This is a genomic window from Kitasatospora sp. NBC_00240, assembly GCF_026342405.1.
Lineage (GTDB): Bacteria > Actinomycetota > Actinomycetes > Streptomycetales > Streptomycetaceae > Kitasatospora.
Genome location: NZ_JAPEMU010000001.1, coordinates 615023 through 630134 on the forward strand (window position 1 = coordinate 615023; position 15112 = coordinate 630134).

The window sequence follows — 15112 nt, forward strand, 5'->3', positions numbered from 1 at the left end:
GGTCACGCGCGCAGTGATCCACCACGGGTGCTGCCCGGTCGCGATTCACCACGTGCCGCCGGCGTGCCAGTCCGGCGGCCGACCCGAGCCGAACAGCCACCCGCACACAGAAGTTCCAGAGCGAACCTGACGGTAACGAAAGGCTGCAACGATGCACACCGTGATCGTGTACGAGAGCATGTACGGCAACACCCGGGAGATCGCCGAGGCGATCGCCGAAGGCGTCCACCAGGCCGACCCCGCAGCGGCCGTTGACTGCATCCCGGTGGCTGAGGCCACCACCGACGCCACCCGCTCAGCAGACCTGTTGGTGGTGGGCGGACCGACCCACATGCACGGCATGTCCTCCGGCCTCAGCCGCCGGATGGCCGCTTCGGCCGAGGGGCACAAGGAGGGCCGCGAAGAGGCCGCCGCCGAAGCGCGGGAGACCGTCGAGGGACCGGGCCTGCGGGCCTGGTTCCATGACCTCCCTACGACCGAGCCCGGGACCTACGCCGCCGCCTTCGACACCCGCGTCGCCATGCCCCGGTCCGGCGGCGCGGCCAATGGCATCGCCCACCGGCTCTCCCACCACCACTACGACGTGGTCGCCGAACCGGAGGGTTTCATCGTGGAGGGCAACGACGGTCCCCTGCGCGCCGGCGAGCTCGACCGCGCCCGGGCCTGGGGCGCCGGACTGGTCTGAGCCCGACCGTCCGGCGCGGACCGACCGGGTCGGATCGTCCGGTGCCGGCCCGGGCCTCCGGTGCCGGCGAGGCCGAGGCACGGCCCGCACGAGCCTCGGCGAAACCGCGACCACCGTCACCTGGAGCGTCGCGGACCGGAGCTGCCCGGAACGTCCCCGGACGCGACGGACCCGGCGTGACGGACCCGGCGTGGCCGAGGCGGCCCGGCAGCGATGGAGCGAAACTGGTCCAGGGGCTGGAGGACGGGAGTGAACAGATGGCTGACGGCGGGGACGACGGGTACCGCGCGCTGGTCCGCGAGCTCGCCGGTCTGGTGCGGCTGGCACACACCGCGCTGGCCGGCGCGTCGGCCGTGCTCACGGACCCGGCCGACATCCGGGACGGGATCCCGGCCGCGGAGAAGGCCCTGGAAGAACTCCTGACCCGGATCGAGGAGGACGCCGCCCTGGCGCCCGGCGGCAGGGCCGGGGTCGTCGTGGGCGTACACGTGGGGTGCGAGGTGGAGGCACTCGGAGGGCTGGCCCAGCGGCTGCTGGAGGCGGCCTGGTCCCGTCAGGAGCGGGCACGTATCGGCGCACGGCTGCGTGCTCCCCTGCGCGGGCTCGCCGAGGCGACCCTGGGTCTGGTCGCGCGCTCCGCCGACGTCCTGGAGTCCGGGGCACCCGAGGAGGTCGCCGACACTCTGAGCGGACTGCACGACGTGGGGCAACGGCAGCGGCTGCTGTACGAGCTGCTGCTCCGCGAGGCGGCGACCGATCCGGTCGATGTCACCGACCTCGTGATGCTGTGCTGCTGCTACCAGCAGTGCGCCGACCGGGCCGGCTCGATCGCCCGACACGCCGTGCTGTTCTCCCAGGTCGGCGGATGAGGGTCTACGGAAGGCCTGCGGCCGCCAGAACCTCCGCCAGCAGCAGGCCGGTGGGCCCGTGGCGAACGGCGCCGCGGTCGGTCACCAGCATCGGGCCGAATACCGGGTCACCCGCGAGCGAACGGGTGTGCGACAGGCGGTCGACCAGTGCCAACGCGTTGTGGGCATAGGCATGCGAAGCGGTCTCGGGTACCTGCGCCGCAAACTCACCGGCTCCGATCACCGTGACCCCGTCACCGACCAGCGTCGTGGTGTCCGGCAGGCTGCCCTCGATGTTTCCGCCCTCCGGACCGGACGCCAGGTCCACCAGCACCGAGCCCGGCCGCAGCCGCGCCACCGTTACCGTGCGGAACAGGACAGGGGGCCGCACTCCTGGCATGACCAGGGCCGTCACCACGATGTCGCACCGAGCGGCGGCCTCAGCCACCCCCGCAGCCCATGCCGGACGTTTGGAGTCGACGGCCTCCAGCTGCGCCCGGTCGTCCACAACCGGGCGCAGCTCTGGCAGGTCCACCAGGTGGGCTCCCAGTGCGGCGGCGGCCACACGCTCGCGTTGACGCGGTTCGACCACGTCGACCGGCGCGCCCAGCCGACGGGCGGTGTCGATCGCCTGGAGGCCCGCGTGTCCAGCCCCGACCACCAGTACCCGGACCGGGTCGAAGAACCCGTCCGCCGTACCCCAGGGCGGCAGGCAGCGGCTCAGCCGCCCTGCGGCCACGAGTACGGCCCGGTAGCCGGCCACCCTGGCCTGCGAGGCCTCGGCGTCCAGCGGGTACGCCGCGGGCAGGTCGGGCGCCAGGTCGAGGCCGATCGCCGTCACGCCCCGGTCCGCCCACTGCCGGACCAGGTACGGGATCCGGAGGGGTCGCAGCATCGCCGCCAGTACCTGACCGGGGCGCAGCGCACGCACCGGGTCGACGTTCGGCGGGTGAACACCGAGCAGCACGTCCGCGTGGCGCAGCACCTCGGTCCGCCCCACCACCGTGGCCCCTGCGGCGCGGTAGTCGGCATCGTGGTAGCCGACGAGGGCGCCGGCGCCGGGCTCCACCAGGACCCTCATGCCCAGGCGGCCCACGGCCGGCACCAGTTCGGGCACGAGGGCCACTCTGCGCTCGCCAGGCGTGGTCTCGCGGAGCACTCCCACCGCCGTGATCGTCATCGCTGCCTCCCGGGCCGGCCGACAGAACCAGTATGTTCCCGTTTGCCCGGTCGGATCGCCGGGTCGGATACTCGTTCGCAGACCCCCCACGCACGGAGCGCCGTACGGCACGACGAAGGGAGCCGGTCATGGTGTCCAGGGGCTGGCGGTTCTGGGTGGACCGAGGCGGAACCTTCACCGACGTGGTCGCGCTGGCACCGGACGGCCGCCTGCTGACCCACAAGCTGCTCTCCCACAACCCGGCGCGCTATCGCGATCCGGCGGTCGCGGGGATCCGGGCCCTGCTGCCGCCCGGCGCGGCCGTCGACTCGGTCAGGATGGGCACGACCGTGGCCACCAACGCGCTGCTGGAACGCACCGGCGAACCGACCGTCCTGGTCGTCACACGCGGCTTCGCGGACGCCCTGCGGATCGGCTACCAGAACCGACCGCAGATCTTCGCCCGCGAGATCAGGCTGCCCGAACCGCTGTACGCCAGGGTGGTCGAGGTGGAGGAACGGATCACCGCCGACGGTGAGGTGCTGCGCCCGCCCGACCTCGACCAGCTTGCCGAGGACCTGCGCGACTGTCTGCGCCACGGCATCCGGTCCGTCGCCGTGGTCTGCCTGCACAGCTACCTGCACCCCGCCCATGAGCGGGAGATCGGCCGACTCGCCGAGCAACTCGGTTTCGACCAGGTGTCGTTGTCCAGCGAGACGAGCCCGTTGATGAAACTCGTGCCACGTGGGGACACCACCGTGGTCGATGCATACCTCAATCCCGGTCTGCGCCGCTACGTCCGACAGGTGTCGGACGAACTGGCCGGTGTCCGGCTGATGTTCATGCAGTCCAACGGCGGCCTGGCCAAAGCGGGGCACTTCCGGGGCAAGGACGCGATCCTCTCCGGCCCGGCCGGCGGCATCGTGGGCATGGTGAGGATGTCCCGACTGGCGGGCTACGAGCGAGTGATCGGCTTCGACATGGGCGGCACGTCCACGGACGTGTCGCACTTCGCAGGCGAGTACGAGCGGGTGGTGACCACCCAGGTCGCCGGCGTGCGACTGCGGGCGCCGATGCTGGACATCCGTACCGTCGCGGCGGGCGGCGGCTCGGTGCTGCGCTTCGACGGCGAACGCCTGCGGGTCGGTCCGGACTCGGCCGGCGCCGACCCGGGACCCGCCTGCTACCGCAACGGCGGACCGCTCACCCTCACCGACGCCAACCTGCTGCTCGGCCGCATCGACGCGGAGCACTTCCCGCAGGTCTTCGGAACGGACGGCGATCAGCCACTCGACCTGGATCTGACGCGGCGTCGATTCAGCGAACTTTCCGGCGAGATAGGCGACATGTCCGCGGCGGAGGTGGCGGAGGGCTTCCTGCGGATCGCGGTGGTCAACATCGCCAACGCGATCAAGCGCATCTCCGTCCAGCAGGGCCACGACGTCACCCGCTACGCGCTCACCACCTTCGGCGGCGCGGGAGGCCAGGTCGCATGCCAGGTGGCGGAGGCGCTCGGCATCCGCACGGTACTCGTCCCGCCGATGGCCGGGGTGCTGTCCGCGCTCGGCATCGGGCTGGCCGACACCACCGTCCTACGCGAGCACGCCGTCGAACGTCCTTTGGCCGAAGCGGAGATGGGCGCCGTGCGGGCTCTCGCTGACGAGTTGGCGGGGGTCGCCACAGGCGAGCTGCTCGACCAGGGTGTTCCACGGGATCGAATCCGGCTGACGTACCGGGCCCGACTGCGCTACCAGGGAACCGACACCGCGATCGCCGTCGAACTGGGCGAACCAGTCCGCATGGAGGCCGAGTTCGAAGAGCGACACCGGTCCACCTACTCCTTCCTGATGGACCGTCCACTCGTGATCGAGGCTCTCGCCGTCGAGGGTCTCGGTCTCACCGAACAGCCTGGACTCGACGTAATCGCCCCCGTGCCCGAGGACCCCGCGCCACCCGCCACGGTGTCCCTCCACACCGGCGGCCGGTGGCGCCCGGTCCCCTTGCTGGAACGTGAGTCATTGCGGCCGGACGACACCGTGACCGGCCCGGCCGTGATCGCCGAGGCCAACGCCACGACCGTGGTGGACGACGGATGGGAGGCCACGGTCACCTCCGCGGGCCACCTGCTGGTCGAACAGATCAGGGACCACGCAGGGGAGGCCGTCCCGACCACCGCCGACCCGGTCCTGCTGGAGGTCTTCAACAACCTCTTCATGGCGATCGCCCAACAGATGGGCGCCAGGCTGGAGTCCACCGCCCAGTCGGTCAACATCAAGGAGCGGCTGGACTTCTCCTGCGCGCTCTTCGACCCGGAGGGCAACCTCGTCGCCAACGCCCCACACATCCCCGTCCACCTCGGCTCGATGGGCACCACCGTCAAGGAGGTGCTGCGCCGACGCGGCCGGAACCTTCGCCCAGGTCGTACCTACGCCGTCAACGACCCCTACCACGGCGGCACCCACCTGCCGGACATCACCGTGGTGACGCCGGTCTTCGACCCGGACGGCACCGAAGTCCTGTTCTTCGTCGCCTCCCGTGGCCACCACGCCGAGATCGGCGGTACCGTCCCCGGCTCGATGCCCGCCGACAGCCACGAGATCCACGAGGAGGGCGTGCTCTTCGACAACTGGCCACTCGTGGTGAACGGGCAGCTGCGTGAGGAGGAAACCCTCCGGCTGCTCACCGAGGGGCCCTACCCGTCCCGCGCCCCCGACACCAACCTTGCCGACCTGCGTGCCCAGATCGCGGCCAACCGCAAAGGTGTCGACGAGGTCAACGCGATGATCGACCATTTCGGCCTCGATGTCGTCCAGGCCTACATGCGGCACGTCCAGGACAACGCCGAGCAGGCGGTCCGCCGCGCCGTCGACGGCCTGTCCGACGGGTCGTACCGCTACGAGACCGACTCGGGCGCCGTGATCGCCGTCTCGGTCCGCGTGGATCGCCACAACCACTGCGCCACGATCGACTTCACGGGCACCTCACCCCAGCTGGGCAGCAACTTCAACGCCCCCTCCGCGGTCGTCACCGCCGCCGTCCTGTACGTCTTTCGCACCCTCGTCGCCGACGACATCCCGCTCAACGACGGCTGCCTGCGCCCGCTGCGGATCGTCGTCCCGCCCCGCTCGATGCTCGCCCCGGAGCACCCGGCCGCCGTCGCCGCCGGCAACGTCGAGACCTCGCAGGCCATCGTCGGCGCGCTCTACGCCGCGCTCGGCGTGCAGGCCGAGGGCTCCGGCACGATGAACAACGTGACCTTCGGCAACGCGGAGCACCAGTACTACGAGACCATCGCCTCGGGTTCCGGTGCCGGCCCGGACTTCGACGGGGCGGACGCCGTCCAGACCCACATGACCAACTCCCGCCTCACCGACCCCGAGGTCCTGGAATGGCGCCTACCCGTTCTCGTCGAGGAGTTCTCCATCCGTCCCGGCAGCGGGGGTGCCGGCCGCCGGCACGGCGGCAACGGCACGCTCCGACGGCTGCGCTTCCGCGAGCCGATGACCGTCAGCATCCTGTCCAGCCACCGCCGTGTCCCCCCGTACGGACTCGACGGCGGCTCCGGCGGCGCCCTGGGCGCCAACCGGGTCCTGCGCGCGGACGGCACCGTCGACGATTTGCCCGGCTGCGGCACCGTCGAAGTCGGAGCGGGGGACGCTTTGGAGATCCGTACACCGGGCGGGGGCGGCTGGGGAGCGGCGTGAGGGAGAGCCGCCGGCCTTCACCTGAAGGTGACCGGGCGAGGAACGGTCACGAGCCCCGAACCACTCGTCGTGGCTGCCCTGCGCCGAGGCAGCCGGAGTCTTGGTGCCCCATTGCGAGCACCGGCGGGTCCACGGCAGCGTCGTCGGCGCGGCCATGGAGCCGACTTCGCCGAGGCCCCACGCTGGCGCGGGCCGAGGAGCCCGAGATCCGGCCCGCCGCTTCCTGGCCCCCGCCGCGTCGTTATCCCTCGCCGGGGGGCTCGGCAGCCCCGGGTGCCCGTGGCAGTCGGCCCTCCCGCGACGGGGACCGGGCCGGGGGTACGGGCCGACCGGCCCTGCTCGTGCCGTCGGTACCCGTCCTACGGTGATGCGGAGGGGCCGGTCCGCTCCCGGACGGCCGCGCCCTGCCGTTCTCATGGCTCGACCGACGATGCCCCGGCTCCGTCCGACCGGTACCGGCGACGCGCCGCGGGAATCGGAGCAGCGGCACGGCCCTCACTGCCATCAGGAGACCCGGCCGCCACCTGGCCCGGCGGGCGCTGCGCGTCACTGATCGCCTCGTCACCGGTCACGGTAGGAGGTTACCGGAAGGAGCCCGACTGGCCGCAGTGCCACCGGATCCCCCGACTCCCGCGGCCAGGCCGTTGTCCGAGTCGACGTGCCCGCGGCAGGGCGCGGGTGAAGCCTGACCGGCACCATGGGAACGGGGACCCACTCACCCTGAGCACGAACCCGGCACCGGAGGCACGCAGTGGGCACAATGATGATCGTCGGATTCGACGGATCGGGCCCGAGCCGGGCGGCCGTGGAATGGGCCGCCGGCGAGGCCACCCGCCGCGAGCTTCCGTTGGAGATCCTCCAGGCACGGCCGTGGGAGCCGAGCGGATCCCAGGTCACCGGACAGGCCGAGCGCCGAGGGCGTGAGCAACTGGCTGTACAGGCGGACGACGTCCGATCCCGCTTCCCCGGCCTGGAGGTACGCGCACAGCACCTGCCGGACGACGCGGTCGGTGTGCTGAAGGCCGCCTCGCACCGGGCTTCGGTCCTGGTCCTCGGCTCGCGCGGGCTCGGCGCGCTGCGCGGCTTCCTGGTCGGATCGGTGAGCCAGCAGGTCCTCGGTCACGCCGCCTGCCCGGTCGTCCTGGTGCGTCCGCCGTCCGACCTGACGGACGGGCCGGGTCCGGACAACCTGACGCAACGGGGCCTGGTCGTGGGTTTGGACCTCGCACACCCGTGCCCGCAGGTCCTGGCCTTCGCCTTCGAGACAGCCGCCCTGCGCGGAGTTCCGCTGACCGTGCTGCACGCCTGGGGACCGCCCGCCGGTACGGAGTACATGCACTTCGGCGCGATCGGCGGCCTGGAGGACGAACTGGCGGGCCCGGAACGGGAGGCGCTGGAGGATGCAGTGAAACCCTGGCTGGCCGCGTTCCCCGACCTGCCGGCAGCAACGGAGCTGCTCCGCAGCCACGCCGGACTCGCCCTGGTCGACGCCGCGGCGACGGCCGAGCTGCTGGTGATCGGGGCCCGCCACCGCCGCAGGACGGGTGGAACACACCTCGGCCCGGTGGCACATGCGGTGATCCACCATGTACGCTGCCCGGTCGCGGTGGTGCCCTACCACTGAGCCTGACCGGGTGCGGGAGGATCGACAGTCACCCAGTTGCTGGACGGCGGCTCCGACCTCCCACCCGGTCGTGCGAGCGCTGCGGCGCGCCCACCGGCCGCGAGTCGTCGCCGATCGCCGGCACCGCCGGGCCGTCGAGCACTGGAGGCGGCGGTGTGCCATTCCGGTGTGTTGCCACCGGTGTCGAGTCCATCGGTCGGTCTGGGGCGCGGCCGCCGCAGGCCCGGAGCGAACGAGGGTCGACCGCGGCGGTCGCGTCAGCGGCAGGGCACCACGGCGACCGTGCACACCGCATGGTGGACGGCCGCGTGGGCGACGGGACCGAGGTGCGGCCCGAGCGGCGAAGGCCGGCTGCGACGGCCCAGCACCAGGAGCCCGGCCTGTGCGGAGGTGTCCAGAAGTGCAGGCGCCGTGCTCCCGAGTACCGACCGGGGGAGCAGCACGACCTGCGGGTACCGTTCGCGCCAGGGCCACAACACGCTTGAGAGCGCCTCCTTCTCGGCCTTCTCGACGCGCGCCGCCAAGCCCGCCGTGGCACCCAGGGCCATGTATTCGCCCACGAGAGAAGTGCCCCAGGCGTGAATCACCCGCAGCGGCGCCGCACGCAGCGCGGCGGCTTCGAAGGCGAAGGCGATGGCGGCGTCGCACGGGTGGCGCAGGTCCAGACCCAGGGCGACATCCCGGTACGGCCTGTCGACCGGCTCTCGGCCTTCGGCGGTCGGCACGTGCTCGTCCGCGGCCGTCCTGCCGGCCCGGACCAGCACCACGGGGCAGTCGGCCAGCCGGAGGGCCTCCTGGCTCACCGAACCGGCCAGGAAGCCGTGCAGGGTACCCATCCCGCGTGAACCGAGCACCAGTACGGCGGCGTTGCGCCCGGCCGCCTGCAGCACCGCGTTCGGGGCTCCCGGCAGGTGTTCGGAGCTCACCTCCACGCTGGGAAACCGCGTGCGGATATCGGCCTCCTTGCTCGTGAGCCGCGCTCGGCCCCACCGCACGGCGTCCTCGCTTCCCAGCACGTCGTTCCGGGGCCAGGGCCATGCCTGGACGAGTTGCAGCGGTAGGCGGCGGCGGACTGCCTCACGGGCGGCCCAGTCGGCGGCGGCGGCGCTCTCGGGCGATCCGTCGAATCCGACCACGATCGGTCCTCGCACACGTCCTCCTGCTGTTGGCGCCGGTGCCGCGCGCAAGCGGCTCCGGGGCCGCAACAACGGGCGGCGCCTCGACCAGCTGTGCGCTGACGCCGACATTGCCACAGGTGGCGGCGGCTCGCGCCCGCACGCAGGTGTGCCCCCGGCTGCACCGGTCGAGCGGCGGACCGGGAGGGCGAACGATGAGCGCCCGGAGCGGGTGGGCACCCGGGTCGCGCCCCCGTCCACAAGCACGTCGCCGATCCATCGGAACCAGGGATCGGCGACGGTGGCCGCAGGGGACAAGCGCAGCGCACCGCCGCCCCTGCGGGCTCCGCCCTCGGATCCGGCGGCTCACGACAGCGCGTCAAGTGCCCCTGAGCACATCGGGACGGTGAGCGGCATAGCAACGACGTCCGGCCTCACCCCGCGGAACCGCCCGCGATCTCGATCCGGCGGGCCTGCTTCTCGACCTCGCCCATCGGGGCCTTCACCGTCAGCACGCCCTTGTCGAAGGTGGCGGTGATGTCCTGCTCCTGCACGCCTTCAGGAAGCCGCACGCTGCGGGTGAAGGAACCGTGGACATGGTCACTCATGGTCGGCCCAGCCTCCACCTTGTGCTCGCGACCGGCCCCCATCATCCACGGGCGACCCCGGGCAGGGAAGCGCCGGCCAGGAGGCGTCCGCCTCGTGAGACCCGCGTGGGTCACGAACGGGGCGGGTCAGGTGGTCAGCCGGTGGGCGGAAGCCTCCACCGTGCCGGCCCGGCGGCTGACGGTACGGAAGGAGCGAGGTGCCGTGGCAGGCCGGAGGTCCACCGTCGGGTGCCGTCGGCCAGAACGGCGAGGGCTTCGGTCCCCGGGCGCCGTTCGACCCGGTCGAGGGCGCGCCCGGGGCCCATCGCGAACGCGGCGGTGGCCCAGGCGTCCGTGCGGGCCAGGTGACGGCCCACCAGGGTGAGGGAGAGCATGCCCTCGGCCGGGCGGCCGGTGTGCGGGTCGATGATGTGGGCGCCGCGCTCCGCCACGCCGGAGGTGGCGACCGCGAGGTCGTGGCCGGTCACGACCGCGGCGAGGCCGCCCGGGCTCAGCGGGTCGGCGACACCGATCCGCCACGGGCCTCCGCAGGTCTGGACGTCACCGCCGCCGCCCACGCTGTGCCGGGCGGAACCGGCCGCTCGCAGGGACCGGGAGGCCTCCTCGACGGCCCAGCCCTTCACCCACCCGCTCGGGTCGAGCCGGCCCCCCGGGTGGTCGGTGAACCAGCCGTCGGTCTCGTCCGCGGTCTCGCGGCACCGCTCCAGCACCTCGGCGACCTCCGGATCGCACTGAACGAGTGTCAGTTCGCCGCGCCCCAGCCTGCTGATGTCGGACGTGGGCCGGTAGGTGGAGAACACCTCGTCGATCCGGTGCAACCGCCGGACGATCCGGCGCAGCGCAGGGCCCGTCTCGGCGGTGGGGTCGTGGACGGTGAAGGAGAACACCGTCCCCATGACGTGTTCGGCGTGCCTCAGGACGGCCGGCCGGGCCGGCGGGAGGACGGGGGCGTCGGCGCCCACCGTCACAGTCCGGCCTGGTCGAGGGCGCTCTGCAGGGACCGGGTGTATCCGTCGCTGGTGTACGTCGCGCCCGAGACCACGTCGATGTGCGCGCTCTGGGCGGTGATCGCCTCCTGGTTGAGCTGCGGCAGCGCGAAACCGTTGATCTCCTGGTCGCGGCGGTCGCGGTTGGGGTACCGGATCACGTCGATCTTCGAGATCCTGCTGCCGTCCAGGGTGACCTTGACCTGGACGGCTCCGTAGCGTGTGTTGGCCGCGTCGCCGGTCACCGAGCGCGAGGCACCGGTGGTGGCCTGGGCGGACGGCGCCGACGGAGCCGGTGCGGAGGGCGCGGAGGCCGCGGGCGCGGACGTGGCCGCCGGGGCCGGCGCGGCCGAGCCGCCGGAACTGATGACACCGCCGCCCGTGGCCGTGTCGTGCGGTTTGAGCGAGAGCAGCAGGATCACCCCTGCCACGGTGGCACTGCTGGTGATGACTGCTCTGCGCACGGGGTTCTCCTCAGCGGTCGGGTGGTTCGGGACTGGTGGCGGGTCGGAGCCGGCGGCTCAGAGTTCGAAGGATTCGACGTGGATGCGCGAGCGCCGCACCCCGGCGGTCCGCAGCACTCGTACGGCTTCCTCGGCGAAGGCCGGCGGTCCGCAGAGGTAGACCTCGTGCGCCGCGAGGTCCGGGACCAGCCTGCGCAGCGCGGTACCGAGGTCGCCGATCTCGGCCCGGGTGCCGAGCAGTTCGTGCGCCCGGGCGCCGCGGGTGGCGGCGACGCCCGCCAGTTCGTCCCGGAAGAGGACGTCCTGCGGCCGGCGGGCGCGCTGGACGAGGGTGACCCGGCCGGGCAGGGTCTCGAACAGGGCGCGCAGCGGGGTGATCCCGACCCCGGCCCCGAGCAGCAGCACCTTGCGTCCCCGGCGCTGCCCGGCGGTGAACGCTCCGTACGGGCCCTCGGCGTGCACGCGGGTGCCGGGCTTCAGCCGGGCGACGGCGGCACTGTGACCACCGAGGTCCTTGACGGTGAAGCGCAGGTACCGCGGGTGCGGCGGCGCGGAGAGCGAGTACGGGTTGGCCGCCCAGCGCAGACCGGGGGCCTGGAACTGGAGACGGAAGAACTGGCCTGCCTCGGCGCCGAGTTGGTCGAGGCGCTCGCCGGTGACGAACAGTGAGACCACGCCCGGGCCTTCCGGACGGACTTCGGCCACACGCATCCGGTGGCGGCGGTCGCGCAGGAACGGGACGGCGAGGCGGTACCAGCCGAGCAGGGCGGCGGTGCCCAGGTACAGGGCGTACCAGGCGGCGCGTTCGGGGCCGCCGCCGAGGTCGGCGCCGTCGGCCAGTTGGTGGCCGAAGCCGAGTGCGACGGCCAGGTACGTCGCCAGGTGCAGGTAGTACCAGACCTCGTAGCTCATCCGGCGGCGGGCGGCCCGCGCGCTCACCAGGCCGGTGCCGAACATGATCAGGGTGGCCAGCGCCGCCTTGATCATCTCGGGGTAGTGGAACACCAGCCGCACGCCCTCACCGACCAGCCCGCGACCGTCGGTCAGCGCGTAGCCCCAGGTGATGGTCAGGACGTGCACGGCGACCAGGCCGACCAGGTAGCGCCCGCCAGCCGCGTGCCAGCGGGCCAGGCGGTCCGCGCCCACCTCGCGTTCCAGCAGGGGTATGCGGGCCATCAGGAGCAGCAGGACCGGTGCGGCGTACCCGGCCAGCAGGCCGGTGATGCGTCCGGCACCGGTGAGCCAGTCGGCGGCACCGCTCACTCCGGCGGTGCCCTGCCACCAGATCGCCAGGACTCCGGCGGCCCCCAGGGCGATCGCTGCCTGTACTAGCCGTGCCACCGCCCCCGGCGGGAGGCTCCGCCCGGCCGAGCCGTGGCGGGCCGTCCTCGTGGGCCCGGCGCCACCCGCCTGTGTCAGTGCACCCATCGCGACCTCCTCTCCGTCCGGTATCGCTGCAGGCCACCCTGGCACCGCAAGCTCTCAGTTCCCTCTGAACGCGATGCGGCCGATCCCCGCCGGTCAGCGCGTTCGCGCAGGTCAGGGACGTTGGACCAGGCATTCGGACGGAAGTGGATCTCATCGGCTTCTCATCGGGGAGCGAGAATGGATCCAGCCGCCGCCCCCGAGCCCTTGGACCCGCATGGACACCGCCCCCACCGCCGACCCGTCACCCTGGCGGATCCTGGTCGTCGACGACGAGCCCGACCTGGTCGAGGTGCTCTGCGGCGCGCTCAGGTACGAGGGCTGGCAGGCACGCGGAGCCGAGGACGGGCCGAGCGCCGTGGCGCTCGCCGCGAAGTGGAACCCGCACGCCGTGGTGCTCGACATGATGCTCCCCGACCTCGACGGCATGGAGGTACTGGAGCGGATCCACGCTGCCAGGCCCGAGGTGCGCGTCCTGTTCCTCACCGCCAGGGACGCCGTGGAGGACCGGATCGCCGCGCTGGCGGCCGGGGGGGACGACTACGTCACCAAGCCCTTCAGTCTCGCCGAGGTGGTGGTGCGCCTTCGCGGCCTGCTTCGCCGGGCCACCCCGGTGCAGCCGGAGCGCGTCGAACCCCCGGCGCACGCCCTGGTCCTGGGGGATCTGGTGCTGGACGAGCAGGCCCGGGAGGTCACCCGCGCCGGTGACACCGTCGACCTGAGCCCCACCGAGTTCGCCCTGCTCCGCCTTCTGATGCGCCACCCCCGGCAGGTGTTGAGCAAGGCACAGATCCTGGACGCCGTCTGGTCGTACGACTTCGGCGGCCAGGCCCACGTCGTCGAGCTCTACATCAGCTATCTGCGCAAGAAGATCGACGCCGGCCGGCCACCGATGATCCACACCGTCCGCGGGGCCGGCTACCTGCTCAAGGCACCGCAGTGATCGGCCCGGCGGCCCGCCGCGCCGCCGCGCGCCTGCCCGTGCCGCGCACCCTGCGGGCCCGCCTGGTCGCCGGACTGCTGGCGCTGCTCCTGCTCACCTGTGGCGGTGTCGCCCTCGCCACCACCGACGCGCTGCGCCACTTCCTGGTCGACCGCCTCGACCAGCAGCTCGCCGACACCTCCGGCCGCTATGCCGCGAGCCTGGAGCACCGCGACACCCGGGCCCCGGGAACCACGGGGAACCGCAGTGACACCCGGGCCCAGGCGCCGGGCACCTTCGGCGCCAGGCTGCTGGACGGCAGGGTGACCAACGCCGGGGTGGTCGACGGCGACGCCGACGACGCCGAGGTCGCCGCCGGGAACACCCCGGCCGACACCGACGACCTGGTGCAGCTGACCCCCGCCGACCAGCGGGCACTGGCCGCGCTGCCGGTCGACGGTGGGGCCCGGAGCGTGCACCTGTCCGGACTCGGCGGCTACCGGCTGCGCGCCATCGCCGGCCAGGACGGCGACGTCCTGGTCACCGGCCTGCCGCTGCACCCTCTGGAGGCCACGACCCATCAACTGATCACCGTGGAACTCGTGGTGTTCGCCATCGCGCTGGCAGCCGCCACCGCGGCCGGCGCGTTCTGGATCGGCCTCTCACTGCGCCCGCTCGGGCGCGTCGTGGCAGCGGCCGAGCGTGTCGGGGCCCTGCCGCTGGCCAGTGGGGAGGTCGAACTCAGCGTCCGGGTGAGGGACGACGACCCTCGGACCGAGGTCGGCAGAGTCGGAGCGGCGCTCAACCGGATGCTGGGACACATCGAGGACGCCCTCGCCCAGCGGCAGGCCGTGGAGGCGCGGCTACGTGCGTTCGCCGCGGACGCCAGTCACGAACTGCGCACCCCGGTCGCCACCGTCCGGGGCCACGCCGAACTGGCGCTACGGCACCAGGGCCCGATGGCCGAGCCGGTACGCCACTCGCTCACCCGCATCGACGCCGAGTCCCGGCGGATGGGCGCCATCGTCGAGGACCTGCTCCTGCTCGCCCGGCTCGACGCCGGCCGGCCACTGGCACACGGCAGTGTCGACCTGACCCGGCTGGCCCTGGACTGCACCGACGACGCCCGCGCCGCCGGGCCGCACCACCGCTGGCGGCTCGTCCTGCCCGAGGAGCCGGTCGTGGTCCCCGGGGACGGTGACCGGCTGCGCCAGGTGGTGGCCAACCTGCTCACCAACGCCCGCACCCACACCCCCGACGGCACCGAGGTGACGCTGGCGCTCGAACGCGGCGAGGACCGGGTGCTGCTGACCGTCACCGACACCGGCCCCGGCATCGACCCCGAGGTCGCACCCCGGGTCTTCGAGCGCTTCGTACGCGGCGACCGGGCCCGAGCCCGGACCCATGGGAGCACCGGCCTCGGGCTGGCGATCGTCCAAGCCGTCGTGTCCGCCCACGGCGGCGCCGTGACGCTCGCCAGCCACCCCGGGAAGACCGCCTTCACCGTGGCGCTCCCTTCGGGGGCGCCCTCCGTCACGGCCTGAACCGGGCCGTACCGAGGTTCGCGAGCGA

The 15112-nt window shown here is 73.0% G+C and carries 12 protein-coding genes; 6 read left to right on the plus strand and 6 right to left on the minus strand.

The window, feature by feature from the left end; all coding sequences use genetic code 11:
• Window positions 1–151 precede the first annotated feature (151 nt).
• A complete protein-coding gene (locus OG689_RS02675; protein WP_266317129.1) occupies window positions 152–685 on the plus strand; it encodes a flavodoxin domain-containing protein in 534 nt (177 codons plus the stop codon).
• A gap of 257 nt (window positions 686–942) precedes the next feature.
• Window positions 943–1554 (plus strand): hypothetical protein, encoded by a 612-nt coding sequence (locus OG689_RS02680; RefSeq protein ID WP_266317130.1) that lies wholly within the window; start codon window positions 943–945, stop codon window positions 1552–1554.
• Window positions 1555–1558: 4 nt separating this feature from the next.
• Here OG689_RS02680 and OG689_RS02685 read toward each other — a convergent pair whose 3' ends face one another.
• Window positions 1559–2713 carry an NAD(P) transhydrogenase subunit alpha gene (locus OG689_RS02685; RefSeq protein ID WP_266317131.1) on the minus strand — a complete coding sequence of 385 codons (1155 nt, stop codon included), beginning with the start codon at window positions 2711–2713 and terminating at the stop codon, window positions 1559–1561.
• Window positions 2714–2841: 128 nt separating this feature from the next.
• Here OG689_RS02685 and OG689_RS02690 point away from each other — a divergent pair, with 128 nt between their 5' ends.
• Window positions 2842–6396, plus strand: a complete 3555-nt coding sequence (locus tag OG689_RS02690; protein WP_266317132.1) for a hydantoinase B/oxoprolinase family protein — start codon at window positions 2842–2844, stop codon at window positions 6394–6396.
• A 760-nt stretch (window positions 6397–7156) separates the two neighbouring features.
• Window positions 7157–8020 (plus strand): universal stress protein, encoded by an 864-nt coding sequence (locus OG689_RS02695; RefSeq protein ID WP_266326816.1) that lies wholly within the window; start codon window positions 7157–7159, stop codon window positions 8018–8020.
• A 257-nt stretch (window positions 8021–8277) separates the two neighbouring features.
• Here the strand turns inward: OG689_RS02695 and OG689_RS02700 are convergent, their stop codons facing one another.
• The 5 genes from OG689_RS02700 to OG689_RS02720 all read right to left on the minus strand — a co-directional run bounded on the left by OG689_RS02700 (window position 8278) and on the right by OG689_RS02720 (window position 12621).
• Window positions 8278–9267 carry a universal stress protein gene (locus OG689_RS02700; RefSeq protein ID WP_266317133.1) on the minus strand — a complete coding sequence of 330 codons (990 nt, stop codon included), beginning with the start codon at window positions 9265–9267 and terminating at the stop codon, window positions 8278–8280.
• Between the two features lie 302 nt (window positions 9268–9569).
• Window positions 9570–9743: an Hsp20 family protein gene (locus tag OG689_RS02705; RefSeq protein WP_266317134.1), complete on the minus strand. Its 174-nt coding sequence runs from the start codon at window positions 9741–9743 to the stop codon at window positions 9570–9572.
• A 134-nt stretch (window positions 9744–9877) separates the two neighbouring features.
• Window positions 9878–10639: an FAD:protein FMN transferase gene (locus OG689_RS02710; protein WP_266326818.1), complete on the minus strand. Its 762-nt coding sequence runs from the start codon at window positions 10637–10639 to the stop codon at window positions 9878–9880.
• 68 nt (window positions 10640–10707) lie between these two features.
• Entirely contained in the window at window positions 10708–11193 is a 486-nt protein-coding gene (locus tag OG689_RS02715) for an FMN-binding protein (protein ID WP_266317135.1), read from the minus strand.
• Window positions 11194–11250: 57 nt separating this feature from the next.
• Complete coding sequence (locus OG689_RS02720) at window positions 11251–12621, minus strand: ferredoxin reductase family protein (RefSeq protein ID WP_266317136.1); 1371 nt, start codon at window positions 12619–12621, stop codon at window positions 11251–11253.
• Window positions 12622–12835: 214 nt separating this feature from the next.
• On the opposite strand from OG689_RS02720, the gene OG689_RS02725 reads away from it, so the two are divergent.
• On the plus strand, window positions 12836–13561 hold the full coding sequence (locus OG689_RS02725; RefSeq protein ID WP_266317138.1) for a response regulator transcription factor: 726 nt from the start codon (window positions 12836–12838) through the stop codon (window positions 13559–13561).
• Window positions 13558–15084, plus strand: coding sequence for a HAMP domain-containing sensor histidine kinase (locus tag OG689_RS02730; RefSeq protein ID WP_266317139.1), 1527 nt, complete (start codon window positions 13558–13560; stop codon window positions 15082–15084). Before OG689_RS02725 ends, OG689_RS02730 begins: the two co-directional genes overlap by 4 nt.
• Window positions 15085–15112 lie beyond the last annotated feature (28 nt).

Bases quoted from the DNA above. Each gene is read 5' to 3' on its own strand.
- OG689_RS02690 (WP_266317132.1), top strand. From the start codon at position 2,842: ATGGTGTCCAGGGGCTGGCGGTTCTGGGTGGACCGAGGCGGAACCTTC.
- OG689_RS02685 (WP_266317131.1), bottom strand. From the start codon at position 2,713: ATGACGATCACGGCGGTGGGAGTGCTCCGCGAGACCACGCCTGGCGAG.
- OG689_RS02695 (WP_266326816.1), top strand. From the start codon at position 7,157: ATGATGATCGTCGGATTCGACGGATCGGGCCCGAGCCGGGCGGCCGTG.
- OG689_RS02720 (WP_266317136.1), bottom strand. From the start codon at position 12,621: ATGGGTGCACTGACACAGGCGGGTGGCGCCGGGCCCACGAGGACGGCC.
- OG689_RS02710 (WP_266326818.1), bottom strand. From the start codon at position 10,639: ATGGGGACGGTGTTCTCCTTCACCGTCCACGACCCCACCGCCGAGACG.
- OG689_RS02700 (WP_266317133.1), bottom strand. From the start codon at position 9,267: ATGTCGGCGTCAGCGCACAGCTGGTCGAGGCGCCGCCCGTTGTTGCGG.
- OG689_RS02705 (WP_266317134.1), bottom strand. From the start codon at position 9,743: ATGAGTGACCATGTCCACGGTTCCTTCACCCGCAGCGTGCGGCTTCCT.
- OG689_RS02680 (WP_266317130.1), top strand. From the start codon at position 943: ATGGCTGACGGCGGGGACGACGGGTACCGCGCGCTGGTCCGCGAGCTC.
- OG689_RS02725 (WP_266317138.1), top strand. From the start codon at position 12,836: ATGGACACCGCCCCCACCGCCGACCCGTCACCCTGGCGGATCCTGGTC.
- OG689_RS02675 (WP_266317129.1), top strand. From the start codon at position 152: ATGCACACCGTGATCGTGTACGAGAGCATGTACGGCAACACCCGGGAG.